Genomic DNA, 20,584 nt, shown 5'->3' on the forward strand with positions numbered 1-20,584 from the left:
GTTACTCTTTAGGGCGTGAGTGAAGAGGTGTGGCAGATCGACCCGTCAGGCCCGCTACGCGGGGACGTCGAGGTGCGGGGATCCAAGAACGCGGTCTCCAAGCACATGGTCGCGGCGATGCTGGGCACAGGCCCGAGCACGCTGCACAACGCCCCGGAGGTCGGCGAGGTCGGGCTGACCGCGGCGATGCTGGAGGCGCTCGGCATCCACGTGGAGATCACGCCGGGTGAAATCACGATCGAGCAGAGCGCCGAGATCCGGCCGCGCGTCCCCGAGGAGTACACCGGGCTCAACCGCATCCCGATCCTCATGCTCGGCCCGCTGCTGCACCTGGCCGGGGAGGCGTTCGTCCCGCTCGTGGGCGGCGACCCGATCGGGCGGCGGCCGGTCAACTTCCACGTCGAGGCGCTGCGCTCGATGGGCGCCGAGATCGAGGTCGGCGACACCGGCATCACGGCCAAGGCCACCCGCCTGCGCGGCAGCCGCATCACGCTCCCCTACCCCAGCGTCGGCGCTACCGAGACCATCCTCATGACGGCGGTGCTCGCCGAGGGCAAGACGGTCATCAAGGGCGCCGCGATGGAGCCCGAGGTGGTGGAGCTCGCGCTGTTCCTCCAGCGGATGGGCGCCATGATCGAGCTCAGCCCCGACCGGCGCATCGTCATCGAGGGCGTCGAGCGCCTGCGCGGCGCCTCGACATGGCTCGCCGGGGACCGCATCGAGGCGTTCTCCTACCTGGTGGCCGGGCTCGTCACCGGCGGCGAGGTGCGGGTCCACGGCTGCCCGCAGGACCGGCTCGTCACCGCCATCACCACGCTCGCCCGGATGGGCGCCAGGTTCGACATCACCGACGACTGGCTGACCGCCTCCGCGCCGGACGGCCTGCGGGCCGCGGCCGTGCAGACCGACACGCATCCCGGGTTCATGACCGACTGGCAGACGCCGCTGATGGTGCTGTTCACCCGCGCCGAGGGCATGTCCGTGCTGCACGAGACCGTCTTCGAGAACCGGCTGGTCTACGTGCCGGCCCTGCAGAAGATGGGCTGCGAGATCGAGGTCTTCGCGCAGTGCCTGGGCGGCCCCGCCTGCCGCTACCACGACACCAACGCCAAGCACTCGGCCGTCGTGCGCGGAGTGTCCAAGTTGCGCGGTGCCGACGTCACGCTGCCCGACATCCGCGCCGGGTTCTCCGCGGTGCTGGCGGCCGCGGTCGCCGAGGGCACCTCGACCCTGCGCGGCGTCAACCACATCGAGCGCGGCTACCACCGCCCCTTCGAGCAGTTCACCTCTCTGGGGCTGAAGATCAGCCGAGGAACGTAAAGCTTTCGGCGTCCGGCGTTTGGAGACGGCCATCGGGTCGCACTGATATTCCGTGACCTCTCGTCTCCTCAGCGCCGCCGCCGCGCTGGGTCTTTCCGGCGCGCTGGGAGGTGTCCTGGTCGCCGCGCTGGCCATGCCGCTGGTGAGCGGGGCCGGGTTCGCCGCGAAGGGAGCCGCGTCCACCTTCACAGACTTGCCCCCTCCGCCGCGCGAGGACCCGCTTCCGGAGATGACCCGCCTGCTCGACCGGAACGGCAGGCAGATCGCCCAGTTCTACTACCAGAACCGGGAGTCCGTGCCGATCGACAAGGTGGCCCCGGCCATGCGGCAGGCCATCGTGGCGATCGAGGACTCCCGGTTCTACGAGCACGGCGGCGTCGACATCAAGGGGACGCTCCGGGCGCTCATCGCCAACACGCAGGCGGGCGGCATCCGGCAGGGCGGCTCGTCGATCACCCAGCAGCTCGTGAAGAACATAATGGTCAACCGGGCCGAGTCGGCCCACGAACGCGCCCTGGCCCGCATGCGCAGCATCCAGCGGAAGATCGACGAGGCGCGGTACGCGCTCGCGCTGGAGAAGAAGTACTCCAAACAGCAGATCCTGGAGCGCTACCTCAACATCGCCTACTTCGGGGCGGGCGCGTTCGGGATCCAGGCCGCGGCGCGGCGGTTCTTCGGCGTCGACGCGGCCGACCTGACGCTCCTCCAGTCGGCCACGCTCGCCGGCGCCGTGCGCACGCCGTACGACACCGACCCGTCGCTGGGCAAGGCGCAGCAGGAGCGGCTGCTGGAGCGGCGCGACACCGTGCTCGACCGGATGGCCGAGCTGAAGATGATCACGACGGAGGAGGCCCACGCGGCGGCCCGCAGCCCGCTGGACCTGCGCCTGCGCGGGGAGCCGGGCGGCTGCGAGGGCAGCGCCTACCCCTACTTCTGCGTCTACGTGGAGCAGGAGGTGCTCACCAACCCCGCCTTCGGATACAGCAGGGCCGACCGGGAGCGACGCCTCCAGCGGGGCGGGCTCACCCTGTGGACCTCGATCGACCCGGCCGCGCAGAAGGCCGCCGAGCGGGCGATCGCTGCGCGCGTGGCCCCGCGGGACACCCAGGTGGCGGCCGAGACCATGGTGGAGCCCGGCACCGGCCTCATCCGGGCGATGGCGGCGAGCAAGCGCTACGGGCGCAACCCCCGCGACCGCAAGGCCGGGCCGCGGACGACCTACAACCTGGCCGCGGACAGGACGCACGGCGGCGGCGACGGCTTCCAGGCCGGGTCGACGTTCAAGGCGTTCACGCTGGCCACGGCCCTGGCCCAGGGCTGGCGGTTCGGGGACGGCTTCGACACGCCCGGTTCCTACGTGCCGTCGAGCGGCTACCGCGACTGCTCGGGGAAGCCCGTCAACGCCCCCTCGGCCACGATCTACAACGCCAGCGGAGAGGGCACCGGCGGGCCGTACAGCCTGGAACTGGGCACCTGGAAGTCGGTCAACATCTTCTACATGAAGCTGGAGCGGGAGGTCGGCCTGTGCAACGTCGTCAGGACGGCCAGGGCGCTCGGCATCTCGAGGGCGGACGGCACGCCGCTGCGCGAGGTGCCCACCTTCACGCTGGGCGTCAACGAGATGGACCCGACGACCGTCGCGGCGGCGTTCGCGGCGTTCGCGGCGCGCGGGCGCCACTGCCGGCCCATGGCGATCACCGACATCGTCGAGCGGGACGGCACGCGGACCTCGGTGCCGCCGAGTTGCGTGGAGGTCCTCGACCCGGAGGTCGCCGACGCGGTCAACCACGTGCTGTCCGGGGTCTTCACGAAGGGGACGATGCACGGGCAGTCCATCGGGCGGCCCGCGGCGGGCAAGACGGGCACGAACAACGGGTACACCTCCGCCTGGTTCGCCGGGTACACACCCCACCTCGCGGCCGCCGTCAGCGTCGGCGACATCCGCGGCTCCTACCGCTACCCCCTCACGGGCGTCACCATCGGCGGCCAGTACTACGGCGCCGTTCAGGGCGCCTCGCTACCCGGCCCGATCTGGGTCGACTCCATGCGGTCCGCGTTGCGGGACATCCCGCCGTCGGACTTCGTCCCACCCGACATGCGGCGCTTCGGCGGCGGCTTCACGCCCGGCCTCAAGGAGTTCCTCGAAAGGGAGAAGAAGCACAGAGATCGGGAGGTTTCAGGCCACGGCGGCCGGCGCGACGCCGACCACAGCGGGGACCACGGCGGGGACCACAGCAGGGACCACAGCGGGGACCACGACACAGCCCATGACACGGGCCACGAGGCCGGTCACGACACAGCCCGCGACACGAGCCACGACACGAGCCACGACACCGGCCGGTTCGCCTATCAGAAGCACGCCGGCCAGAACCCCGACCCCGCCCACGCCCCCGCCCAGCCCATGGGCCGGTCTCATGCCCGTCCCCCGGCCCGCAACGGCGGCCACGACGATCACCACGCCGGCCGGCGGAACGCGGGCCATGGCCACAGCAGGCACCACAGGAACCACCACCCGGCCCATCGTCACAGGCCGGGCCGAGCGCACAACGACCGCTGAGCCGTGCGCCGCGCGGGCCGTACGGCTCAGGCGAGGCAGGCGGAGCCGAGGAGCTGTTTGAGGTCCCCCATGAGCGCGGGCGAGGGGGTGACGCGGAGCCGGTCGTCGAGGCGCACGACGGTGGTGCGCGGGCCGTTGTGCACCTGGAGGTGCACCTCGGTCGTGCCCGGATGTGCGATCAGGACCTCCTTGAGCCGGCCCACGACGGGCGGAGTGCAGCGGTCCATCGGCAGGCGGACGACGAGCGGGCCGCCCGACTCGGCCGTCAGGTCGGGGGCCGTCACCTCCATGGCGACGATCTTTGCCACGTCCTCGCGCTTGTCGATCCGGCCCTTGACGAAGACGATCGCGTCCTCGGCGAGGATCGTGGCGCAGAGCTGGTACGCCGAAGGGAAGATCATCACCTCGATTGCGCCCTCCAGGTCCTCCAGCATGGTGATGACCCAGGTGTCGCCCTTCTTGGTGACCTTCCGCTGGAGACCGGTCAGCAGGCCGCCGACCGTGATGATCTGGCCGTCGGGACGGTCCTCCGACTGGAGGGCCGCCACCGAGCAGTCCGCGCCGGACGCCAGGATGTGCTCCACGCCGAGGAGCGGGTGGTCGGAGACGTACAGCCCGAGCATCTCCCGCTCGAACCGCAGCAGCGTGGTCTTGTCCCACTCCCCCGGCGGGATCTGGACGTCGAACGTCTGGTTCTCCGCGCCGTCGACCACGCCGAACAGCGAGTCCTGCCCGATGGCCTCGTTCTTCGTGATGTCGGTGATCGCGTCGACCGCCTGCTCGTGGACCATCAGCAGGCCCTTGCGGACGTGGTCGAACGAGTCGAAGGCGCCCGCCTTGATCAGGGAATCGATGACGCGCTTGGTGCAGACGATCGGCGGGACCTTGCGCAGGAAGTCCGTGAAGTCGGCGAACCTGCCCTTCTCCTTGCGTGCGGCGATGACGCCGTCGACCACGCTGCCGCCGACGTTGCGGATGGCCGACAGACCGAAGCGGACGTCGGTCCCGCGCGGGGTGAAGCCGGAGTCGGAGTCGTTGACGTCCGGCGGCAGCACCTTGATGCCCATGCGGCGGCACTCGTTCAGGTAGAGCGCCGACTTGTCCTTGTCGTCCTTGACGGACGTGAGCAGGGCGGCCATGTACTCGGCCGGGTAGTTGGCCTTGAGGTAGGCCGTCCAGTAGGAGACCAGGCCGTATCCGGCGGTGTGGGCCTTGTTGAACGCGTAGCCGGAGAAGGGCAGGAGGATGTCCCACAGCGCCTTCATGGCGGCGGCCGAGAAGCCGTTGTCCCGCATGCCCTTCTCGAAGAACTCGAACTGCTTGTCCAGCTCGGACTTCTTCTTCTTGCCCATCGCGCGGCGGAGCAGGTCGGCGCCGCCCAGGGAGTAGCCCGCGACCTTCCGCGCGATGGCCATGACCTGCTCCTGGTAGACGATCAGGCCGTAGGTCGTGTCGAGGATCTCCTTGAGCGGCTCCGCCAGCTCGGGGTGGATCGGGGTGATCTCCTGCCGGCCGTTCTTGCGGAGCGCGTAGTTGGTGTGCGAGTTGGCGCCCATCGGGCCGGGCCGGTAGAGCGCGAGGGCGGCGCAGATGTCCTCGAAGTCGTCGGGGCGCATGATGCGCAGCAGCGAGCGCATGCCGCCGCCGTCGAGCTGGAAGATGCCGAGCGTGTCGCCGCGGCCGAGCAGCTCGTAGGTGATCCGGTCGTCGAGCGGCAGCTTCAGCAGGTCGATCGGCTCGCCGCCGTTGATCTCGATCATCTTCAGGCAGTCGTCGATGATCGTGAGGTTGCGCAGGCCGAGGAAGTCCATCTTCAGCAGGCCGAGCGTCTCGCAGGTCGGGTGGTCGAACTGCGTGATGATCGCGCCGTCGGAGTCGCGCCGCATGATCGGGACGTTGTCGACGAGCGGCTCGGCGGACATGATGACGCCCGCGGCGTGCACGCCGGTCTGCCGGATCAGGCCCTCCAGGCCCTTGGCGAGGTCCATCGCCGCCTTGACGTCGACGTCCTCCTCGTACAGCTTCCGCAGCTCGCCGGCCTCGTTGTAGCGCGGGTGGCCGGAGTCGAAGATGCCGCTCAGCGGGATGTCCTTGCCCATCACGGCGGGCGGGAACGCCTTGGAGACCTTGTCGCCCAGGGCGTACGGATAACCGAGGACGCGGGCGGCGTCCTTGATGGCGGCCTTCGCCTTGATGGTGCCGAACGTCGCGATCATGGCGACCTTGTCGGCGCCCCACCGCTCCGTGACGTAACGGATGACGTCGGCTCGCCTGCGCTCGTCGAAGTCGATGTCGACGTCGGGCATGGACACGCGCTCGGGGTTGAGGAACCGCTCGAAGATCAGGCCGTGCGGGATGGGGTCGAGGTCGGTGATGCCGAGCGCGTAGGCCGCGAGGGAGCCCGCCGCCGAGCCACGGCCGGGGCCGACCCGGATGCCGTTGTTCTTGGCCCACATGACGAAGTCGGCGACCACGAGGAAGTAGGACGGGAAGCCCATCTGAAGGATGACCTCGATCTCCTTCTCCGCCCGCCGCCGGTGCTCGTCGTCGAAGCCGTCCGGGAAGCGGCGCTCCATACCCTCCCAGACCCGCTTGCGGAACCAGCTCTCCTCGGTCTCACCGTCCGGCACCGGGAAGCTCGGCATCAGGTTCTTGTAGCCGAACATGTTCGCGGGGTCGACCTTCTCGGCGACCAGCAGCGTGTTGCGGCAGCCCTCCTGCCACAGGTCGGAGGAGTCGACGGCCCGCATCTCGTCGGCCGACCTGATGTAGTAGCCGCTGCCGTCGAACCGCAACCGGTCGGGGTCGGAGAGCCGCTTGCCGGTCTGGATGCACAGGAGCGCGTCGTGACTCGCCGCGTCGGCCTCGTAGGTGTAGTGCGAGTCGTTGGTGACCAGCGGCGGGATGTCGAGCTCCCGGCTGATCCTCGTCAGCCCGTCCCTGACCCGCCGCTCGATGTCGAGCCCGTGATCCATGATCTCCAGGAAGTAGTCGTCCTTCCCGAAGATCTCCTGGAACTTCGCGGCGGCCTTCAGCGCCTCGTCGTACTGCCCCAGGCGCAGGCGCGTCTGTACCTCGCCCGACGGGCAGCCGGTGGTCGCCATCAGGCCGTCGGAGTGCTCGGCGAGCAGGTCGGCGTCCATCCGAGCCCAATTGCGGACGAATCCCTCGGTGTAGGCGCGGGAGCTGAGCCGCATCAGGTTGCCGAGACCGGTCCGGTTCCTGGCCCAGATGGTCATGTGGGTGTAGTAGCCGCCCGCCGAGACGTCGTCGCTCTTCTGGTGCGGCTCGCCCCACAGGACCGGTTCCTTCCGCAGCCGCGACTCCGGCGCGACGTACGCCTCGATGCCGAGGATCGGCTTCACCCGGGCGTCGGTGGCCTGCTTGTAGAAGTCGTAGGCGCCGTGCATGTTGCCGTGGTCGGTGATCGCGATCGCGGGCATGCCGAGATCGCCCACGAGTTTGAACAACTGCTTCAGCCGAGTGGCCCCGTCGAGCATCGAATACTCGGTGTGGACGTGCAGATGCACAAACGAATCACCCATGAGACCCCCAACATCGCCGCCGCTTCCGGGTGCGGATCAGAGCCTGCGCGTGATCGCGAACCCGTGGGACTCAGGTGATTCAAATCCTATCCGGCGTCGGGAGTTGCCAGGTCAGACCCCCGGCGCTCCTCCTCGGCCAGATGGAGGCCGGCCTCGATGACGGCGTTCATGACGGGCGCGAGGCGTGCCTCGCCGAGACGGGGAGCGCGGCGCGCCATGGCCGCGACCAGACGGCGCTCCCGCTCCATGTCGCGGCCCCGGAAGCCCCCGACGGGCTTCAGCCGCTGGATCGTCCCGGCAAGCCCGGCCCGGCGCTCCAGGAGGATCGCGAGGGCCGCGTCGACCCGGTCGATCGCCTCCCTCGCGTCTGCGACCCTTCCGTGCGCCTCCGGCCGTACGAGAGCGGCCAGGACCGTGGCGGCCTCGTGCGCCGCCTCGGCGGTCGCCTGCGAGGCGGCGGGGGCGAGCAGCAACCCGTCCGCGCCGGCGGCGACCGCCGCGCCCGCGAGCGCCGGGTCGTCGCCCAGGTAGGCGAGCACCGGACGGCCCGAGCGCCGCCGGGCGGCCCCCATCAGCGCGAGGTCCAGCGTGACGTCTCCCAGATCGGCACGGCCATCCAGATCGGCACGGCCATCCAGATCGGCACGGCTCCCCGGATGGGTGCGGCCGCCCAGATCGGCACGGCTCCCCGGATGGGTGCGGCCGCCCAGATGGGTACGGCTGCCGCTCTCGCACAGCACCACCCGTTCGTTCCCCTCGGCGGCGCAGAGGTCCGCGACGGCCAGCCACTCCTCCAGCGTGGCCGTGTGGCCGCGCTGGACGACGACCGGCAGGCCGAGCCGCGCCACCGCCCGCACGAGGTCCAGGTCGTGCGCCCACGCGGCGCCGACGACCACGGCGTCGGCCGGTTCCGCGACCGCGGCCAGGTCGTCGGCCCCGGAGGGCTCCACGAGCAGCGGGCCCTGCCACGCGGCGCGCATCTCCTCTGCCGGGACGCGGCCTCTCACCCATCGGGCGTGGTCCCCGCCGATCACGGCGACGGGCATGCCGTCCCCGATGGCGAGATCCCCGATTCGTACCGCACCGCGGTCGAGCTGGGCTACCTGCGACATTTCGGCTCCTAGTGGCCTAGTGGGCCGGCCCATCAACCGGCTCGTTGACAACGAAAAAGGCAGAGACGCGATGTCTCTGCCTTCAGCCGGCTCCGGATGGTCGCTAGATCACGATCGGGCGACCGGCCCTCCCGGAGCCGGCTGCGTAAACGTGAAATACCTAGCCACGAACCCGACCCTAGCAGGCCCCCCCACAGCCTGGAACAGCATGTCTCACATACCGGAATGCCGGTAGTGGCAGGACTTCGGGGAGGTTGATCCCTTTGCCATCCATGGGACGATTCATGGGTCCGGGAGGGGATTAGATGTCACAAACGGAAGGCCGGCTCGTCGGAGGCCGGTACCACCTTGTGGAGCCGATCGGCCGGGGTGGCATGGGCGTCGTGTGGCGGGCGCACGACGAACTGCTGGACCGCGAGGTCGCGGTCAAGGAGGTCCGTTACGACAGCGCGATGGGCGACGAGCTCAGCGATCTCAACCGGCGCACCATGCGGGAGGCGCGGGCGGCGGGCCGCCTCACCCACCCCAACGTGGTCGTCGTCCACGACGTGATCGAGGAGGACGGCCGCCCCTGGATCATCATGCAGCTCGTCAGGTCACGCTCGCTCGGCCAGGTGATCCGCGAGGACGGACCGCTCTCACCCGACCGGACCGTCGAAATCGGGCTGCAGATCCTCGACGCCCTGCGCGCCGCCCACCGGCAGGGCGTGCTGCACCGGGACGTCAAGCCGGAGAACGTGCTGCTCACCGACGACGGGCGGGTGGTCCTGACCGACTTCGGCATCGCCCGTCTCGAGGCCGATTCGACGATGACCCGCACCGGGCTCGTCGGCACCCCGGCGTTCATCGCGCCTGAACGGCTCCGCGGCGGCCCCGCGCAGCGCGAGTCGGACCTGTGGTCACTGGGCGCCACGCTGTACTCCGCGGTTGAGGGCAAGCCCCCGCACGACCGCGGCATGGCCATGGCCACCATGCACGCCGTGCTGAACGACGAACCCACGCTTCCGAGCAGGGCAGGACGGCTGGGGCCGGTGCTTCTGCGCCTGCTCGCCAAGGAACCGGCCGACCGGCCGGGCTACGACGAGACGGCCAGGCTGCTGAAGCAGGCGGCCCGTCCCACTCCCACCGGCACCGCCGTCATGCCGGCCGTACATCTGTCGACCGAGCCCCCCGCATCAAGTGAACCGGGTCCGGGCGCGGGTTCCGGTTCGGCGTCCTCGGCTCCGGGTGCCGGTGCCGATGGGGGTCCAGGTGGCGGCGGGGGTGCGCCCAGGCCGACACCGTCCCCCGCCGCGAAGCCCCCCGCATCGGCGAAGCCCCCGGCGTCCGCGGCCGCGAGAGGTGCGGCAAGCCCTGCCGGGTCCCCGGTAGGCGGCCTCCCTCCGGCATCGGCCGGAGAGAGGTCTTCCGGCCAGGCGAAAGCCGTTCCAGCTTCAGAGCCGGGCTCCGGCCGCGGAGCGGGGGACCCGGCCGCCGAGCCCGGACGCCAGCACCCCCGTAAGGCAGGCGACGAAAGCCCCTCGGCGGCGGGCGATGACCGCGCGGCAGCCGCAGAGTCGCGACAGGGCTCCCCCTCACCGGGCGCGCGGAGTGCCACGACGTCGGGCGACCACGGCGGCTCCCCCGCGCCGGGCGACCGGAGAGGGCCGGCGGCCTCTCGCGACGGGCGCGACCGCGACGAAGACTCACCTGACATGCGGAGCCCCGCACTCGCCGGCTCCGACTTGGCCGACGACTGGAGCGCCCAGAACCCAGGGACCCAGAACCCAGGGACCCAGCACCCAGGGACCCAGCACCCAGGGACCCAGCACCCGGAGAGCCGGCACCGGGACGACCAGCACCGGGACGACCACGATCCCGGTGACGGCTACGGGAGCGGCCAGGAGGCGGCACCGGGTGAGATCACCTCACCCATCCCGGTCGTCCGCGAGAGCGGCCGGCCCGCTGGCGCAACCCCGTCCTCGGCCGCCCCCACTCCCTCGCCCTCGTCCCCTGCGCCCGCGCCTCCGCCTGCGTCCAAGCCCGCCGTATCTCCCGGCCCGCCGGCCTCGTCCTCCCCCACGACGCCTCCCTCTGCCCGCCGTCAGCCGATGCCGGAGACGGGTGCGCAGGCCGCACCCACCAGGCGCGACAGCCCGCCCTTCGGCCGGCGCGCCGACGACGCGGGACCGGGTTGGGGCGGGGCGGCAGCCGTGCCGACCGCCGACCAAGGGGGCGCTCCGGCCGTGCCCACGCAGCGGAGCGAGATCTGGCGCGGGGACGCGCAGACCGGGCCGGTCGAGCGGCGTCCGAGGCCCATGCTCAAGGCGGCCCTTGTGATCGTCCCAGCCTTGCTTGTCATCGCGGGCATCGCGGGATATCTCGGTCTTCGCGCGGGCAAACGCGACTCGGGGAACGGCGCGACGGACGGCAAGGCGTCATCTTCCGCACCGCCGTCCCACAAGCCATCCCCGCCATCCGCGTCGGCCTCCGAGAAGCCCAGTCAGGCGAGTTCCACGCCGACCCCCTCTGACAAGCCGTCGCCGACCCCCACGACATCGAAGCCCGCTGACGTTCCGGACGGCTGGCACCGGTACAAGGACAAGAGCGGCTTCTCCGTCGCCCTGCCCAAGGGCTGGGACGTCAGCAAGCGAAGCGGCACAACGGTGTGGCTCCGCGGTCCCGGCACTCCAGGCTTCCTGCTCATCGATCAGACGGACACCCCGCGGAAGGACGCGAAGAAGGACTGGGAGAACCAAGAGCGGAGCCGGCGGTACTCCTTCGCCAACTACAAGCGCGTGAAGATCGTGTCGGTGGACTACTGGAAGGAGGCGGCCGACTGGGAGTTCACGTTCGGATCGGGGTCAGGCCGCACGCACGTGGTCAACCGCGGGTTCGTCACCGACAAACACCACGGCTACGCGATCTACTGGAGCACTCCGGACAGCCGCTGGGACAAGGACCACCACTTCTTCGAGACCTTCACCACCACCTTCAAGCCCGCCAAATGATCGACGTGAGCGTTCCCGGCGAGCCTCCACGACGAGGGGCGACCGTTGACGGTTTCGAGCCGGCCCAGGCGTCCGGCGCTCGCATCTACAACTACCTACTCGGCACATGGCGGCGCCGGTCACCTTCCGCACCAAGGGGAGATAGCCCGGTTCTTCGACGGCCTCGACCTCGCGCCGCCAGGCCTGGTGTTCGTTGAGCAGTGGGCTCCAGGTTTCGCGCGTGAGCGTGAGCCCATCCCGCTGGAAATCCTCGCCGGTGTGGCGGTCAAGCGCTAACCCCCGAGATTGGAGCGTGCCGCTGCCGCCGCGGCGGCACGCTTGTTCAGGCAGCGCACCCGCAGATACGGGGCGGTGTCTCCCTCATAAAGGTCCGCGGCCTCCCCGTACCGGTCGGCCGCCTCGCCGTACCGGCCAAGCCCGGCGAGGGCGTCCCCGGCCAGATCAGCGAACGATCCTTCTCCGGCCCGGTAGCCGAACATCCGCATGAGCGCCCACCCCCGGGACGCCAGGGCGAGCGCGTCCTCGAAGTGGCGGCCGGCGAGTTGCACGATGGTGAGGAGCCGCAGCGTGTAGGCCTCATCCGCGCGTTGCCCCGTCTCCTGGGCGATCCTTTCAGCGCAGGCCAGCGCGTCCCCGACCAGGGTGATGGCCGTGTCGGCGTCCCCGAGCCCGGCGTGGACCAGCCCGAGCGACCGCACGCATGCCATCTCGGAGTAGATGTCACGGGCGGCGCGGGCCGTTCGCAGGCCGCGCTGGGCGTCCTCGGCGCCCTGCTTGAGGTGGCCGTCACGGTCCGGCAGGTCCGGGTCCTGGGTCAGGACCCAGGCCGCGAACGCGCGTGCCGCCAATGACCTCGCCAACCCCTGCTGGTCTCCCGTGTCGGCGAAGAACGCCACGCAGGTGCCGAGCATGGGGATGGCGCGGGCCGCCCCACCGGGCAGGCGGCTGATCAGCACGGCCAACCGCAGGCGCGCCTCAGCGGCCAACGCCGGGTAACCGGCTGCGGCGGACTGCATCACCAACCGCCACATGTATTCGGTGTCCCAATCCCTGCGCGACCAGAACAGGTAGCTGCTGGCCGTGAGGGCGAGCCACATCGCCTTGCGGATGTGGCCCTCTCGGCAGGCCAGCCGGATCACCGCGAGGACGTTGGTGATCTCCTGGTCGAACCACTCACGGGCGCCGGACTCGACGAATTTGAGCGCGCACGGTGGGGCGTCCAAGCCCTGGGCCAACTCCGGAGTGGGCGGGTGGTGAGGCTCGTGCTGGATGTGGGAGTCAGCACGTGCGGCCAACGCCAGCCACCCGTCCCAGAGGCGGCACATCGCCGCGTCGCGTTCAGCGGTGTTCTCGGCCAGCCGGTCGGCCGCGTAGGAGCGGAGCAGGTCATGCTGCCGATAACGGGGCTGCCCGAGCCGGTCCGCACCGGCGGGGGTGATCAGGCTGCGCGTGGTGAGCGTCTCGACACGCTGGTCCGCGTCGTTGTCGCCGGTCAGCATGGCCACGAGCCAGGCTGCCCAGTCGCCCGGTCCGGCGAGTGAGAGCACGCGGAACGCGTGCCGCGCCCCCGCGTCAAGGGCCTCGTAGCTGCCGGCGGCGATCCTGGTGCTCACCTGTGTGCCGTCAGCGTCGCGGACACTGTCGCCGAGCAGCCCGGCGAAGTACCGCAGGCTCCAGTGTGGCTGGCTCGACAGCCGCGACCCCGCGACCCGGATCGCCAATGGCCATCCGCCGCACGCGGCGGCGATCGTGGCGGCCTCGTCGGGTTCGGCCCGCACCCGGCCGGGGCCGATGATCTCACCGAGGAGACGGGTCGCCTCCCGCGCAGGCAATGGGTCCAGCCGCAGATGGCGCATCGCCCCGTCCGCGAGGTGGGCGCGGGACGTGATGATGACCGCGCACCCCGCCGTCCCTGGGGCGAGGTCGTGGACCTCGTGCGAGCCGGCGTCGTCCAGCAGGACCAGGACGCGCCGCCCGGCCAGCAGGGACCGGAACAGCGCTGTCCGTTCGCGGCTCGTGCGGGGCATCTCCCCGCGAACGCCGAGAGAGCGGAGAAACTCGGCCAGGACATCGCCGACGGGCCGCGCGTGGCCCGACGTCGCGTCGAGGTGCGCGTAGAGTTGCCCGTCCGGGTAGTGGTGCCGGATGTGGTGCGCGACGTGTGTGGCGAGGGCGGATTTGCCGATCCCACCGGGGCCGTAGATCGCCGCGATACGCACCCCCGTGTCGCCCGGGGCGGGGGTGAGGACCTCGACCAGGCGGGTGATCTCCTCGGCGCGGCCGGTGTAGTCCATCACGTCGGGTGGGAGTTGGCCCGGCACCGGCACCGCGTCCCCGCTCCCGCTCCCGGGGCGGTCGGCGGCCAGTTCGTCGCGAAGGTCACGCAGCCGGGTGCCTACTCCCGCTCCGGTCTCCTGGATCATGCGCGTATCGGTGGCCTCGAAATGCCGGAGCGCCTCGGCGCGCTGACCCGACCGGTACAGCGCACGCATCAGCAGCCCATGCAATTGCTCAGATAGCGGGGCATCGGCCAGTGCGCGGCGCACCTCCCTGACGACCTCGCGGTGCTCCCCAAGGCCCAACTGCGCCTGGAACAGCGCGGCCTGCGCCTCCAGCCGCTCCTCCAGGAGCTCGTCGCGGAGCACGCGCATCTGTGCGGACTCCTCCGGGAGATCCGGCAGAGGAGCGCCGCGACCCCACAGGTCGACCGCGCGGTGCAACAGCGCCGCGGCCGCCTGATCGTCGGCACCCATGAGAGGCCGTGCCTGTTCGACCAGGGCGCGGAACTCCTCCAGGTCCAGGCCGTCACCCGGCTCCAACAGGAGCCGGTACCTCCCCGAACGGCCGCGGGGGACCCGGGCGTGCCCGAGGGCGCCGCGAAGGAAACTGACGGCGGACTTCAGGGTCCCCTCGTGCGCGGTGGCGTCGGCCTCCCCCCACACGGCTTCCAGCAGCGCGTCAGAGGAGATCCCGCCGTCACCGACCAGTAGCAAGGCGCACAACACCCGTCGCCGGATCGGCGGGAGCACGATCGGCGTCCCCCCAGACGAAACCCCCACCTGCCCCAAGATCGAGAAATGCACACCAGCCCCCGGAGTAGGTCATAAACGCCAAAACTGTCACATGCCGCGTGCGGCAATTTACTTCTGATCTACCTGGTGATGGTGATCTTCCACAACCTCTTAAATTAAGACGTTCCGATGACCTCCGTTTCTCCCGCGCTCCGGGCTCCGAACTGCGCGTGTTCATCTCGCCGGCCACAGCCCCTACCGCCACGACCCACCCCGATCAGGGCGCCGCGCCGGAGAAGCCCCAACCACCCCGGATGCGCTAAGCCCGGGCCAGCCGATCGGCTCTTGACTTGTGGGACGATTCAGAGGTTTCGAAAGGGGGCGAGGGTGGCGGAAGGGCGTCGTGTGGCGGGCAGGTACCACCTGCTCGAACCCATCGGACGTGGCGGCATGGGGATCGTCTGGCGCGCCCACGACGAGCTGCTCGACCGTGCCGTGGCCGTCAAAGAGGTCCTCTACCACCCGATGGGAGAGGAGGACCAGGAGGCCTTCAACCGCCGGACGATCCGCGAGGCCCGCGCCGCCGGCCGCATCTCCCACCCGAACGTCGTGGTGGTCCATGACGTCATCGAGGAGGACGGCCGTCCCTGGATCGTCATGCAGCTCGTCCGGGCCCGATCGCTCGGCGAGGTCCTGCGTGAGCATGGGCCACTCATCCCCGAGCGCGTCGCGTCCATCGGCCTCCAGGTGCTCGACGCTCTCCGTACGGCTCACGCCGCCGGTGTGCTCCACCGCGACGTCAAGCCGGAGAACGTCCTGCTCAGTGGCGACAACCGGGTCGTGCTGACGGACTTCGGCATCGCCACCATGCCGGAGGAGACCGGGCTGACCATGACGGGCGTCGTCACGGGCACCCCGGCGTTCCTCCCGCCCGAGCGGCTCAACGGCGAGCCCGCCACGCCCCAGTCCGATCTGTGGTCCCTCGGCGCGACCCTCTACGCCGCCGTCGAGGGCAGGCCTCCCTTCGACCGGAACTCGCCCATCGCCACCATGGCCGCCGTACTTCACGAGGAGCCTGAGCCGCCCCGCCGCGCGGGCGCTCTGACGCCGGTGATCGAGGGGCTGCTGCGGAAGGACCCGGCCCAGCGGATCGACGCCGTCGAGACCGCCGAGCTGCTCCAGGCCGCCGCGTCGGGCGGAGCGAGCCGTCTCCAGCCCGGCGTGAACCCTTTCGAAGGCACGCACGGCGGGCATCAGACGGCCGGCGATGCCCCGGGTCCGGCCGGGGGCTACTACTTATCGAACCAGGGGAATACGCACGGCGGCCTCGGCCACGGAGGGACCGTCGGCAACGTCGGAGGGACCGCCGGAGGACCGCCACGGCGCCCGTTCCGGGTCCGGGTGGTCCTGCTCATCCTGCTTCCTGTGCTGCTGGCAGGGGTGGGCGTCGGCGGCTGGTACGGCTACCAGGCACTGATCGAGCCCCACGCCGGCGCGTCCGGCGCGTCGGGGCATCCATCGCCGGGCCCGGCGTCGCCCACCGCGACGGACAAGGGATCGGCGTCCCCGTCGGAACCCGTGGCGTCGGCTTCACCGTCCCCCTCCCGGACGGCCACCCTCCCGAAGGGCTGGAAGACGCACTCCGACACGCTGGGCTTCTCGATCGCTCTCCCTCCGGGCTGGACGGAGTTCGACCGAGGAAACACGCGAGTGAGGTTCCACTGGCCGAGCATGCCGGGCAGCTACCTCCAGGTCGACCTCACCCCGTGGACGGATGACGACCCTGTCGCCGCCCTCACGACAGTCGAGGCGACATCGACGAAGAAGGGCTACCTCCGCGACTACAAGCGGATCCGCCTGATGAAACAGCGTTACCGCGGTCTACCGGCCGCGGACTGGGAATTCACCCACGCGCTCAAGGCGGGCAAGGTCCGGGTGCTCGACCGGGCCTTCATGATCGACGGGCAACAGGTCGCGATCTACTGGCAGACGCCCGACAGCCGCTGGACGACAGGTATGTCCTACTTCCCGGTCTTCGCGAACACCTTCCGGCTTGAATAACGATTTGGTGGAGTTGCCCAGGTCCGGGCGGATACTGACAACGAATAGTCACGCTCTGGAATGGCATGGGCCAACTCGGGTAGCGCGAGATCCATGGCTGATGCGCAGATCTCCGATCGAGTCGTCGCTGGACGGTACCGCCTGATCGAGCCGCTCGGGCGAGGCGGCATGGGGACGGTCTGGCGGGCCATGGACGAGGTTCTGCAGCGTGAGGTGGCCGTCAAGGAGCTCCTCGCGTCCGCCGAGCTGACGGGGCCAGAACGCGAGGTCTTCACCGTACGGACCTTCCGCGAGGCGAGAGCCGCCGGACGGCTGAGCCATCCGGGCGTGGCGGCCGTCTACGACGTCTTCGAGGAGAACGGCCATCCCTGGATCGTTCTTGAGCTGGTCCCGTCGCGGACTCTCGGCTCGATCGTCCGCGAAGAGGGCCCGCTGCCGCCCCAGCGGGTGGCGGAGATCGGCCTCCAGGTGCTCGGGGCTCTCAGGGCCGCCCACGCGGCGGGGGTGCTGCACCGGGACGTCAAGCCCGACAACGTGCTGATGGCCCACGACGGCCGGGCGGTGCTCACGGACTTCGGCATCGCCGCCATGGAGGACGACTCCCCCGTCACCCGGACCGGCATGCTGATCGGCACGCCCGCGTTCATCGCGCCCGAGCGGGCCGCCGGCGCGCAGGCACAGCGCGCCTCGGATCTGTGGTCTCTCGGCGTGACGCTGTTCCTCGCGGTCGAGGGCCGGTCGCCGTTCCACCGCGGCCACGCGCTGGCGACGCTGGCGGCGGTCATGTACGAGGAGCCGGGGCCGCTGCACCGGGCCGGCCCGCTGGCTCCGGTCATCACCGGCCTGCTGATCAAGGACCCGTCCCGCCGGATGACGGCGGAGGAGGCGGCGGCGCACCTGATGGCGGTGTCCGCCGGACAGGCGACGGACCCGATCGTCCCGGCGCCGAGGAACCCCCGTTTCGCGCGTCTCTCGCCCGCGAGCGCAGCAAGCGCCGCGAGCCCTGCCGCCGCCGGCGTCTCGACTCCGACCCCCATCCCCTACCCGGTGACCTCCCCGGCCCTCTCCACCGCTCCGCCGCCCCAGCCTCGGCGCGTACGGTGGGGACTCGTCGCCGGAGCGGGAGCCCTGGTCGCCCTGGTGGGCGTCTCCGTGGGCGGAGTGGCCTACATGACGGCCCGCATGCCGGACCCGGGGACGCACCCGATCAGCACGCCCACCGTGACGGTCTTCGCCACGCGGACGGCCGAGGCGGCGCCGACCGGGCACCGGACGGAGCCGACGTCCCGGGAAGAGACCGGCCCCGGCTACCGTACGGCGGGCTCTACCGGCCCGACCGGCCACCATAGGAGCCAGAGCCCGACGGCGAAGCCCAGCCCGAAGCACAGCCCCAAGCACAGTCCCACGCCCAAGGCGTCACCCACGAAGAGCCCCGGCGACGGAACCGTGGAGCCCTCTACGGGAAAAGCCGGCGGCAAGGACAAGAACGGCAAGGACCAGAAAAAAGACACAAACAAGGATAAAAAAGGGAAGAAAAGTGAAGCGTGGGACGGAGCGGCCGGCGAGCAGGACAACGGTCTCACCGGCCAGGACGGCGACTTCGGCGACAGCGACTGGGCGGGAAGCTAGCTCTCGTCGTCGACGATCTTGAGCGCGCGCTCCAGATCATCGGGATAGTCGCTGGTGAAGGAGACCCACTCCCCCGTCGCCGGATGCTCGAAGGCCAGCGAGACTGCGTGCAGCCACTGCCGGGACAGCCCGAGCCGGGCGGCCAGCGTGGGGTCCGCGCCGTACATGAGGTCGCCCACGCAGGGATGCCTCAGGGCCGACATGTGCACCCGGATCTGGTGGGTCCGGCCGGTCTCCAGCTTGATGTCCAGCAGCGACGCCGCCCGGAACGCCTCGATGGTGTCGTAGTGGGTGACGGAGTCCTTCCCGCCGGCCACGACGGCGAAGCGGCCGTCCCCTGACGGGTGACGGTCGATCGGGGCGTCCACGGTGCCGCGCAGCGGGTCCATGTGCCCCTGCACGAGCGCGTGGTAGCGCTTGTCGACGGTGCGCTCCTTGAAGGCCCTCTTGAGGTGCGAGTACGCCCGCTCGCTCTTGGCCACCACCATGGCTCCAGTGGTGTTCGCGTCGAGCCGGTGGACGATGCCCTGCCGCTCGGCCGCGCCGCTGGTGGAGACCCGGTGGCCGGTGCCCAGGAGGCCGCCGAGCACAGTCGGTCCGGTCCACCCGACGGTCGGGTGCGCGGCCACGCCGATCGGCTTGTTGACCACGACGATGTCGTCGTCCTCGTAGATGATCGCCATGCCGGGCACGGGCTCGGCCACGGGCATCGGGGCGGCCGGGGGCGGCGGGATGGTCACGTCGAGCCACGCTCCCGCGTGGACCCGGTCGGACTTCGCCGGGAGTGAGCCGTCGACCAGCACCTCACCCGAGGCGATCAGCTCGGCGGCGCGGGTGCGGGAGAAGCCGAACAGCCGGGCCAGGGCGGCGTCGAGGCGCTCGCCCTCCAGGCCGTCGGGGACGGGCAGGCTCCGCTGGTCAGCCATCCGAAGCCTCCCCCGTCCTGGCGTCCCCCGTCTGGCGGGTGCCGTCGATCTGGTAGCCGCGCCAGGCAAGGAACACGGCAAGGACGCCACCGCAGACGATGGCCGAGTCGGCGAGGTTGAACACCGGGAACCCGGTGACGGGGAAGGCCTGGAGGAAGTCGACCACGTGTCCCTGCAGCGGCGCGGGCGACCGGAAGATCCGGTCGGTGAGGTTGCCGAGGGCTCCGCCGAGCAGCAGGCCCAGCGTGATCGCCCAGGGCAGGCTCCGGAGCTGCCGTGCCGTACGGAGGATGGCGACGACCACACCGACGGCGATCACCGTGAAGATGATCGTCATCCCGGTGCCGATGCTGAACGCGGCACCGGGATTGCGGATGACGTTCAGCACCAGCACGCCGGGGATGACGGTGACGGGCTCCTTGTGCTCCAGGAACTTCACCACCAGGAACTTGCTCACCACGTCGAGCGCGTACGCCACCGCCGCGACGGCGACGAGGAGGGCGACCCTCCGCGCGCGATCGGGCCGCGTGTCCGTCTCTCCGCTCAGCGGCGCTCCTCCCGCTGCTTGCACGCTACGCACAGCGTCGCCCTCGGGAACGCCTGCAGACGCTCCTTGCCGATCGGCTTGTGGCACGATTCGCACTCTCCGTAAGTCCCTGCGTCGACGCGGGCGATCGCCCGCTCGTTCTGCGCGAGCAGGTCGCGCGCATTCAGGGTAAGGGCGATCTCACGCTCGCGCTCATAGGTCTTCGCCCCGGCATCCGCCGGATCGTCCCCCGCGCCCTCGCTGGCGTCCCCCGCGGCCAGCTCCGCCTCGGCGCGGGTGATGTCGGCGTTCAACTCCTCGATCTCGTGGAGGAGCCGCTTGCGGACCTCGGCGAGCTCGTCCGCGGACCAAGTATCTTCGCTGGTGGCGGTTCTCGCCGCACGCGTGGCCATGAGGGCCTCCCATTATTCAGCAGTGGTGATCAAGCACATGAGCAGTTCGGGCAGCATAGGTCGCTGATAACGGATCGGCAAACGACTCGCCGACGGTTTTACCCCTCTCAGAGCCGGGCGGCACACACAATGCGCAGCGCCCCGCCGTACACCGGGAAACCGGCGAACGCGGGGGCACTTACCCTGACAACAACCGAGGCACCGCCGTATGTTCCTTCGAGGGAAGCCTCGGCGGCCCGTCTGCGTTATCGTTTTAGTCTGCAAGGCGTTGATGGGGACGAGTACCTCCGCACCCACTCGCGTGAGCGACCCGGGGACGGTGCGAGCCCGGGGCGAGCCGCGGAGGGAAGATCACCCCGGAGCCGCCGGAAGAAAGGCCCTCGGGCCGAGTAGAACCGGCAGCGAATCAAACGAGAGGGCGCCCATCGGTTACGGGGGCGTCAAGGAGGGTGGTACCGCGGAGCCGTCCCGGCTTCGTCCCTTCGCGCCATGTC

Annotated in this window: 12 protein-coding genes; 6 read left to right on the forward strand and 6 right to left on the reverse strand. The window is 70.6% G+C overall.

Translation table 11 applies throughout. From position 1 onward, the window contains the following. Positions 1-15: 15 nt before the first annotated feature. Together murA and N5079_RS10435 are read left to right on the forward strand one after the other, a co-directional pair. Positions 16-1,320 (forward strand): UDP-N-acetylglucosamine 1-carboxyvinyltransferase, encoded by a 1,305-nt coding sequence (gene murA / locus N5079_RS10430; RefSeq protein WP_261583402.1) that lies wholly within the window; start codon positions 16-18, stop codon positions 1,318-1,320. A gap of 52 nt (positions 1,321-1,372) precedes the next feature. Further along, on the forward strand, positions 1,373-3,877 hold the full coding sequence (locus tag N5079_RS10435) for a transglycosylase domain-containing protein (protein ID WP_261583403.1): 2,505 nt from the start codon (positions 1,373-1,375) through the stop codon (positions 3,875-3,877). A 26-nt stretch (positions 3,878-3,903) separates the two neighbouring features. Here N5079_RS10435 and dnaE read toward each other — a convergent pair whose 3' ends face one another. Together dnaE and N5079_RS35510 are read right to left on the reverse strand one after the other, a co-directional pair. Then, positions 3,904-7,422 (reverse strand): DNA polymerase III subunit alpha, encoded by a 3,519-nt coding sequence (gene dnaE / locus N5079_RS10440; protein ID WP_261583404.1) that lies wholly within the window; start codon positions 7,420-7,422, stop codon positions 3,904-3,906. A gap of 86 nt (positions 7,423-7,508) precedes the next feature. Then, the gene (locus tag N5079_RS35510) at positions 7,509-8,534 is read right to left on the reverse strand and encodes a chorismate mutase (RefSeq protein WP_410007765.1); all 1,026 of its coding nucleotides are present in this window, start codon (positions 8,532-8,534) and stop codon (positions 7,509-7,511) included. A gap of 305 nt (positions 8,535-8,839) precedes the next feature. Here N5079_RS35510 and N5079_RS10455 point away from each other — a divergent pair, with 305 nt between their 5' ends. Further along, positions 8,840-11,524, forward strand: coding sequence for a serine/threonine-protein kinase (locus tag N5079_RS10455; protein WP_261583405.1), 2,685 nt, complete (start codon positions 8,840-8,842; stop codon positions 11,522-11,524). A gap of 45 nt (positions 11,525-11,569) precedes the next feature. Further along, on the forward strand, positions 11,570-11,800 hold the full coding sequence (locus N5079_RS10460) for an SAM-dependent methyltransferase (protein ID WP_261583406.1): 231 nt from the start codon (positions 11,570-11,572) through the stop codon (positions 11,798-11,800). Here the strand turns inward: N5079_RS10460 and N5079_RS10465 are convergent. Continuing rightward, complete coding sequence (locus N5079_RS10465) at positions 11,797-14,553, reverse strand: AfsR/SARP family transcriptional regulator (protein ID WP_261583407.1); 2,757 nt, start codon at positions 14,551-14,553, stop codon at positions 11,797-11,799. The genes N5079_RS10460 and N5079_RS10465 overlap by 4 nt on opposite strands. Positions 14,554-14,922: 369 nt before the next feature. Here N5079_RS10465 and N5079_RS10470 point away from each other — a divergent pair, with 369 nt between their 5' ends. Together N5079_RS10470 and N5079_RS10475 are read left to right on the forward strand one after the other, a co-directional pair. Next, on the forward strand, positions 14,923-16,596 hold the full coding sequence (locus N5079_RS10470) for a serine/threonine-protein kinase (protein ID WP_261583408.1): 1,674 nt from the start codon (positions 14,923-14,925) through the stop codon (positions 16,594-16,596). A gap of 93 nt (positions 16,597-16,689) precedes the next feature. Further along, positions 16,690-18,225 carry a serine/threonine-protein kinase gene (locus N5079_RS10475; protein ID WP_261583409.1) on the forward strand — a complete coding sequence of 512 codons (1,536 nt, stop codon included), beginning with the start codon at positions 16,690-16,692 and terminating at the stop codon, positions 18,223-18,225. On the opposite strand, the gene N5079_RS10480 is transcribed toward N5079_RS10475, so the two are convergent. From N5079_RS10480 to N5079_RS10490, 3 genes are read right to left on the reverse strand one after another with little or no spacing between them, the layout of a single operon-like run. Beyond that, the gene (locus N5079_RS10480) at positions 18,222-19,151 is read right to left on the reverse strand and encodes an RluA family pseudouridine synthase (protein ID WP_261583410.1); all 930 of its coding nucleotides are present in this window, start codon (positions 19,149-19,151) and stop codon (positions 18,222-18,224) included. The genes N5079_RS10475 and N5079_RS10480 overlap by 4 nt on opposite strands. Next, on the reverse strand, positions 19,144-19,731 hold the full coding sequence (gene lspA / locus N5079_RS10485; RefSeq protein WP_261583411.1) for a signal peptidase II: 588 nt from the start codon (positions 19,729-19,731) through the stop codon (positions 19,144-19,146). Before lspA ends, N5079_RS10480 begins: the two co-directional genes overlap by 8 nt. Then, positions 19,695-20,090, reverse strand: coding sequence for a TraR/DksA family transcriptional regulator (locus tag N5079_RS10490; RefSeq protein WP_261583412.1), 396 nt, complete (start codon positions 20,088-20,090; stop codon positions 19,695-19,697). Before N5079_RS10490 ends, lspA begins: the two co-directional genes overlap by 37 nt. Positions 20,091-20,584 lie beyond the last annotated feature (494 nt).

Source organism: Planotetraspora sp. A-T 1434, assembly GCF_025420585.1.
Lineage (GTDB): Bacteria > Actinomycetota > Actinomycetes > Streptosporangiales > Streptosporangiaceae > JAOEGB01.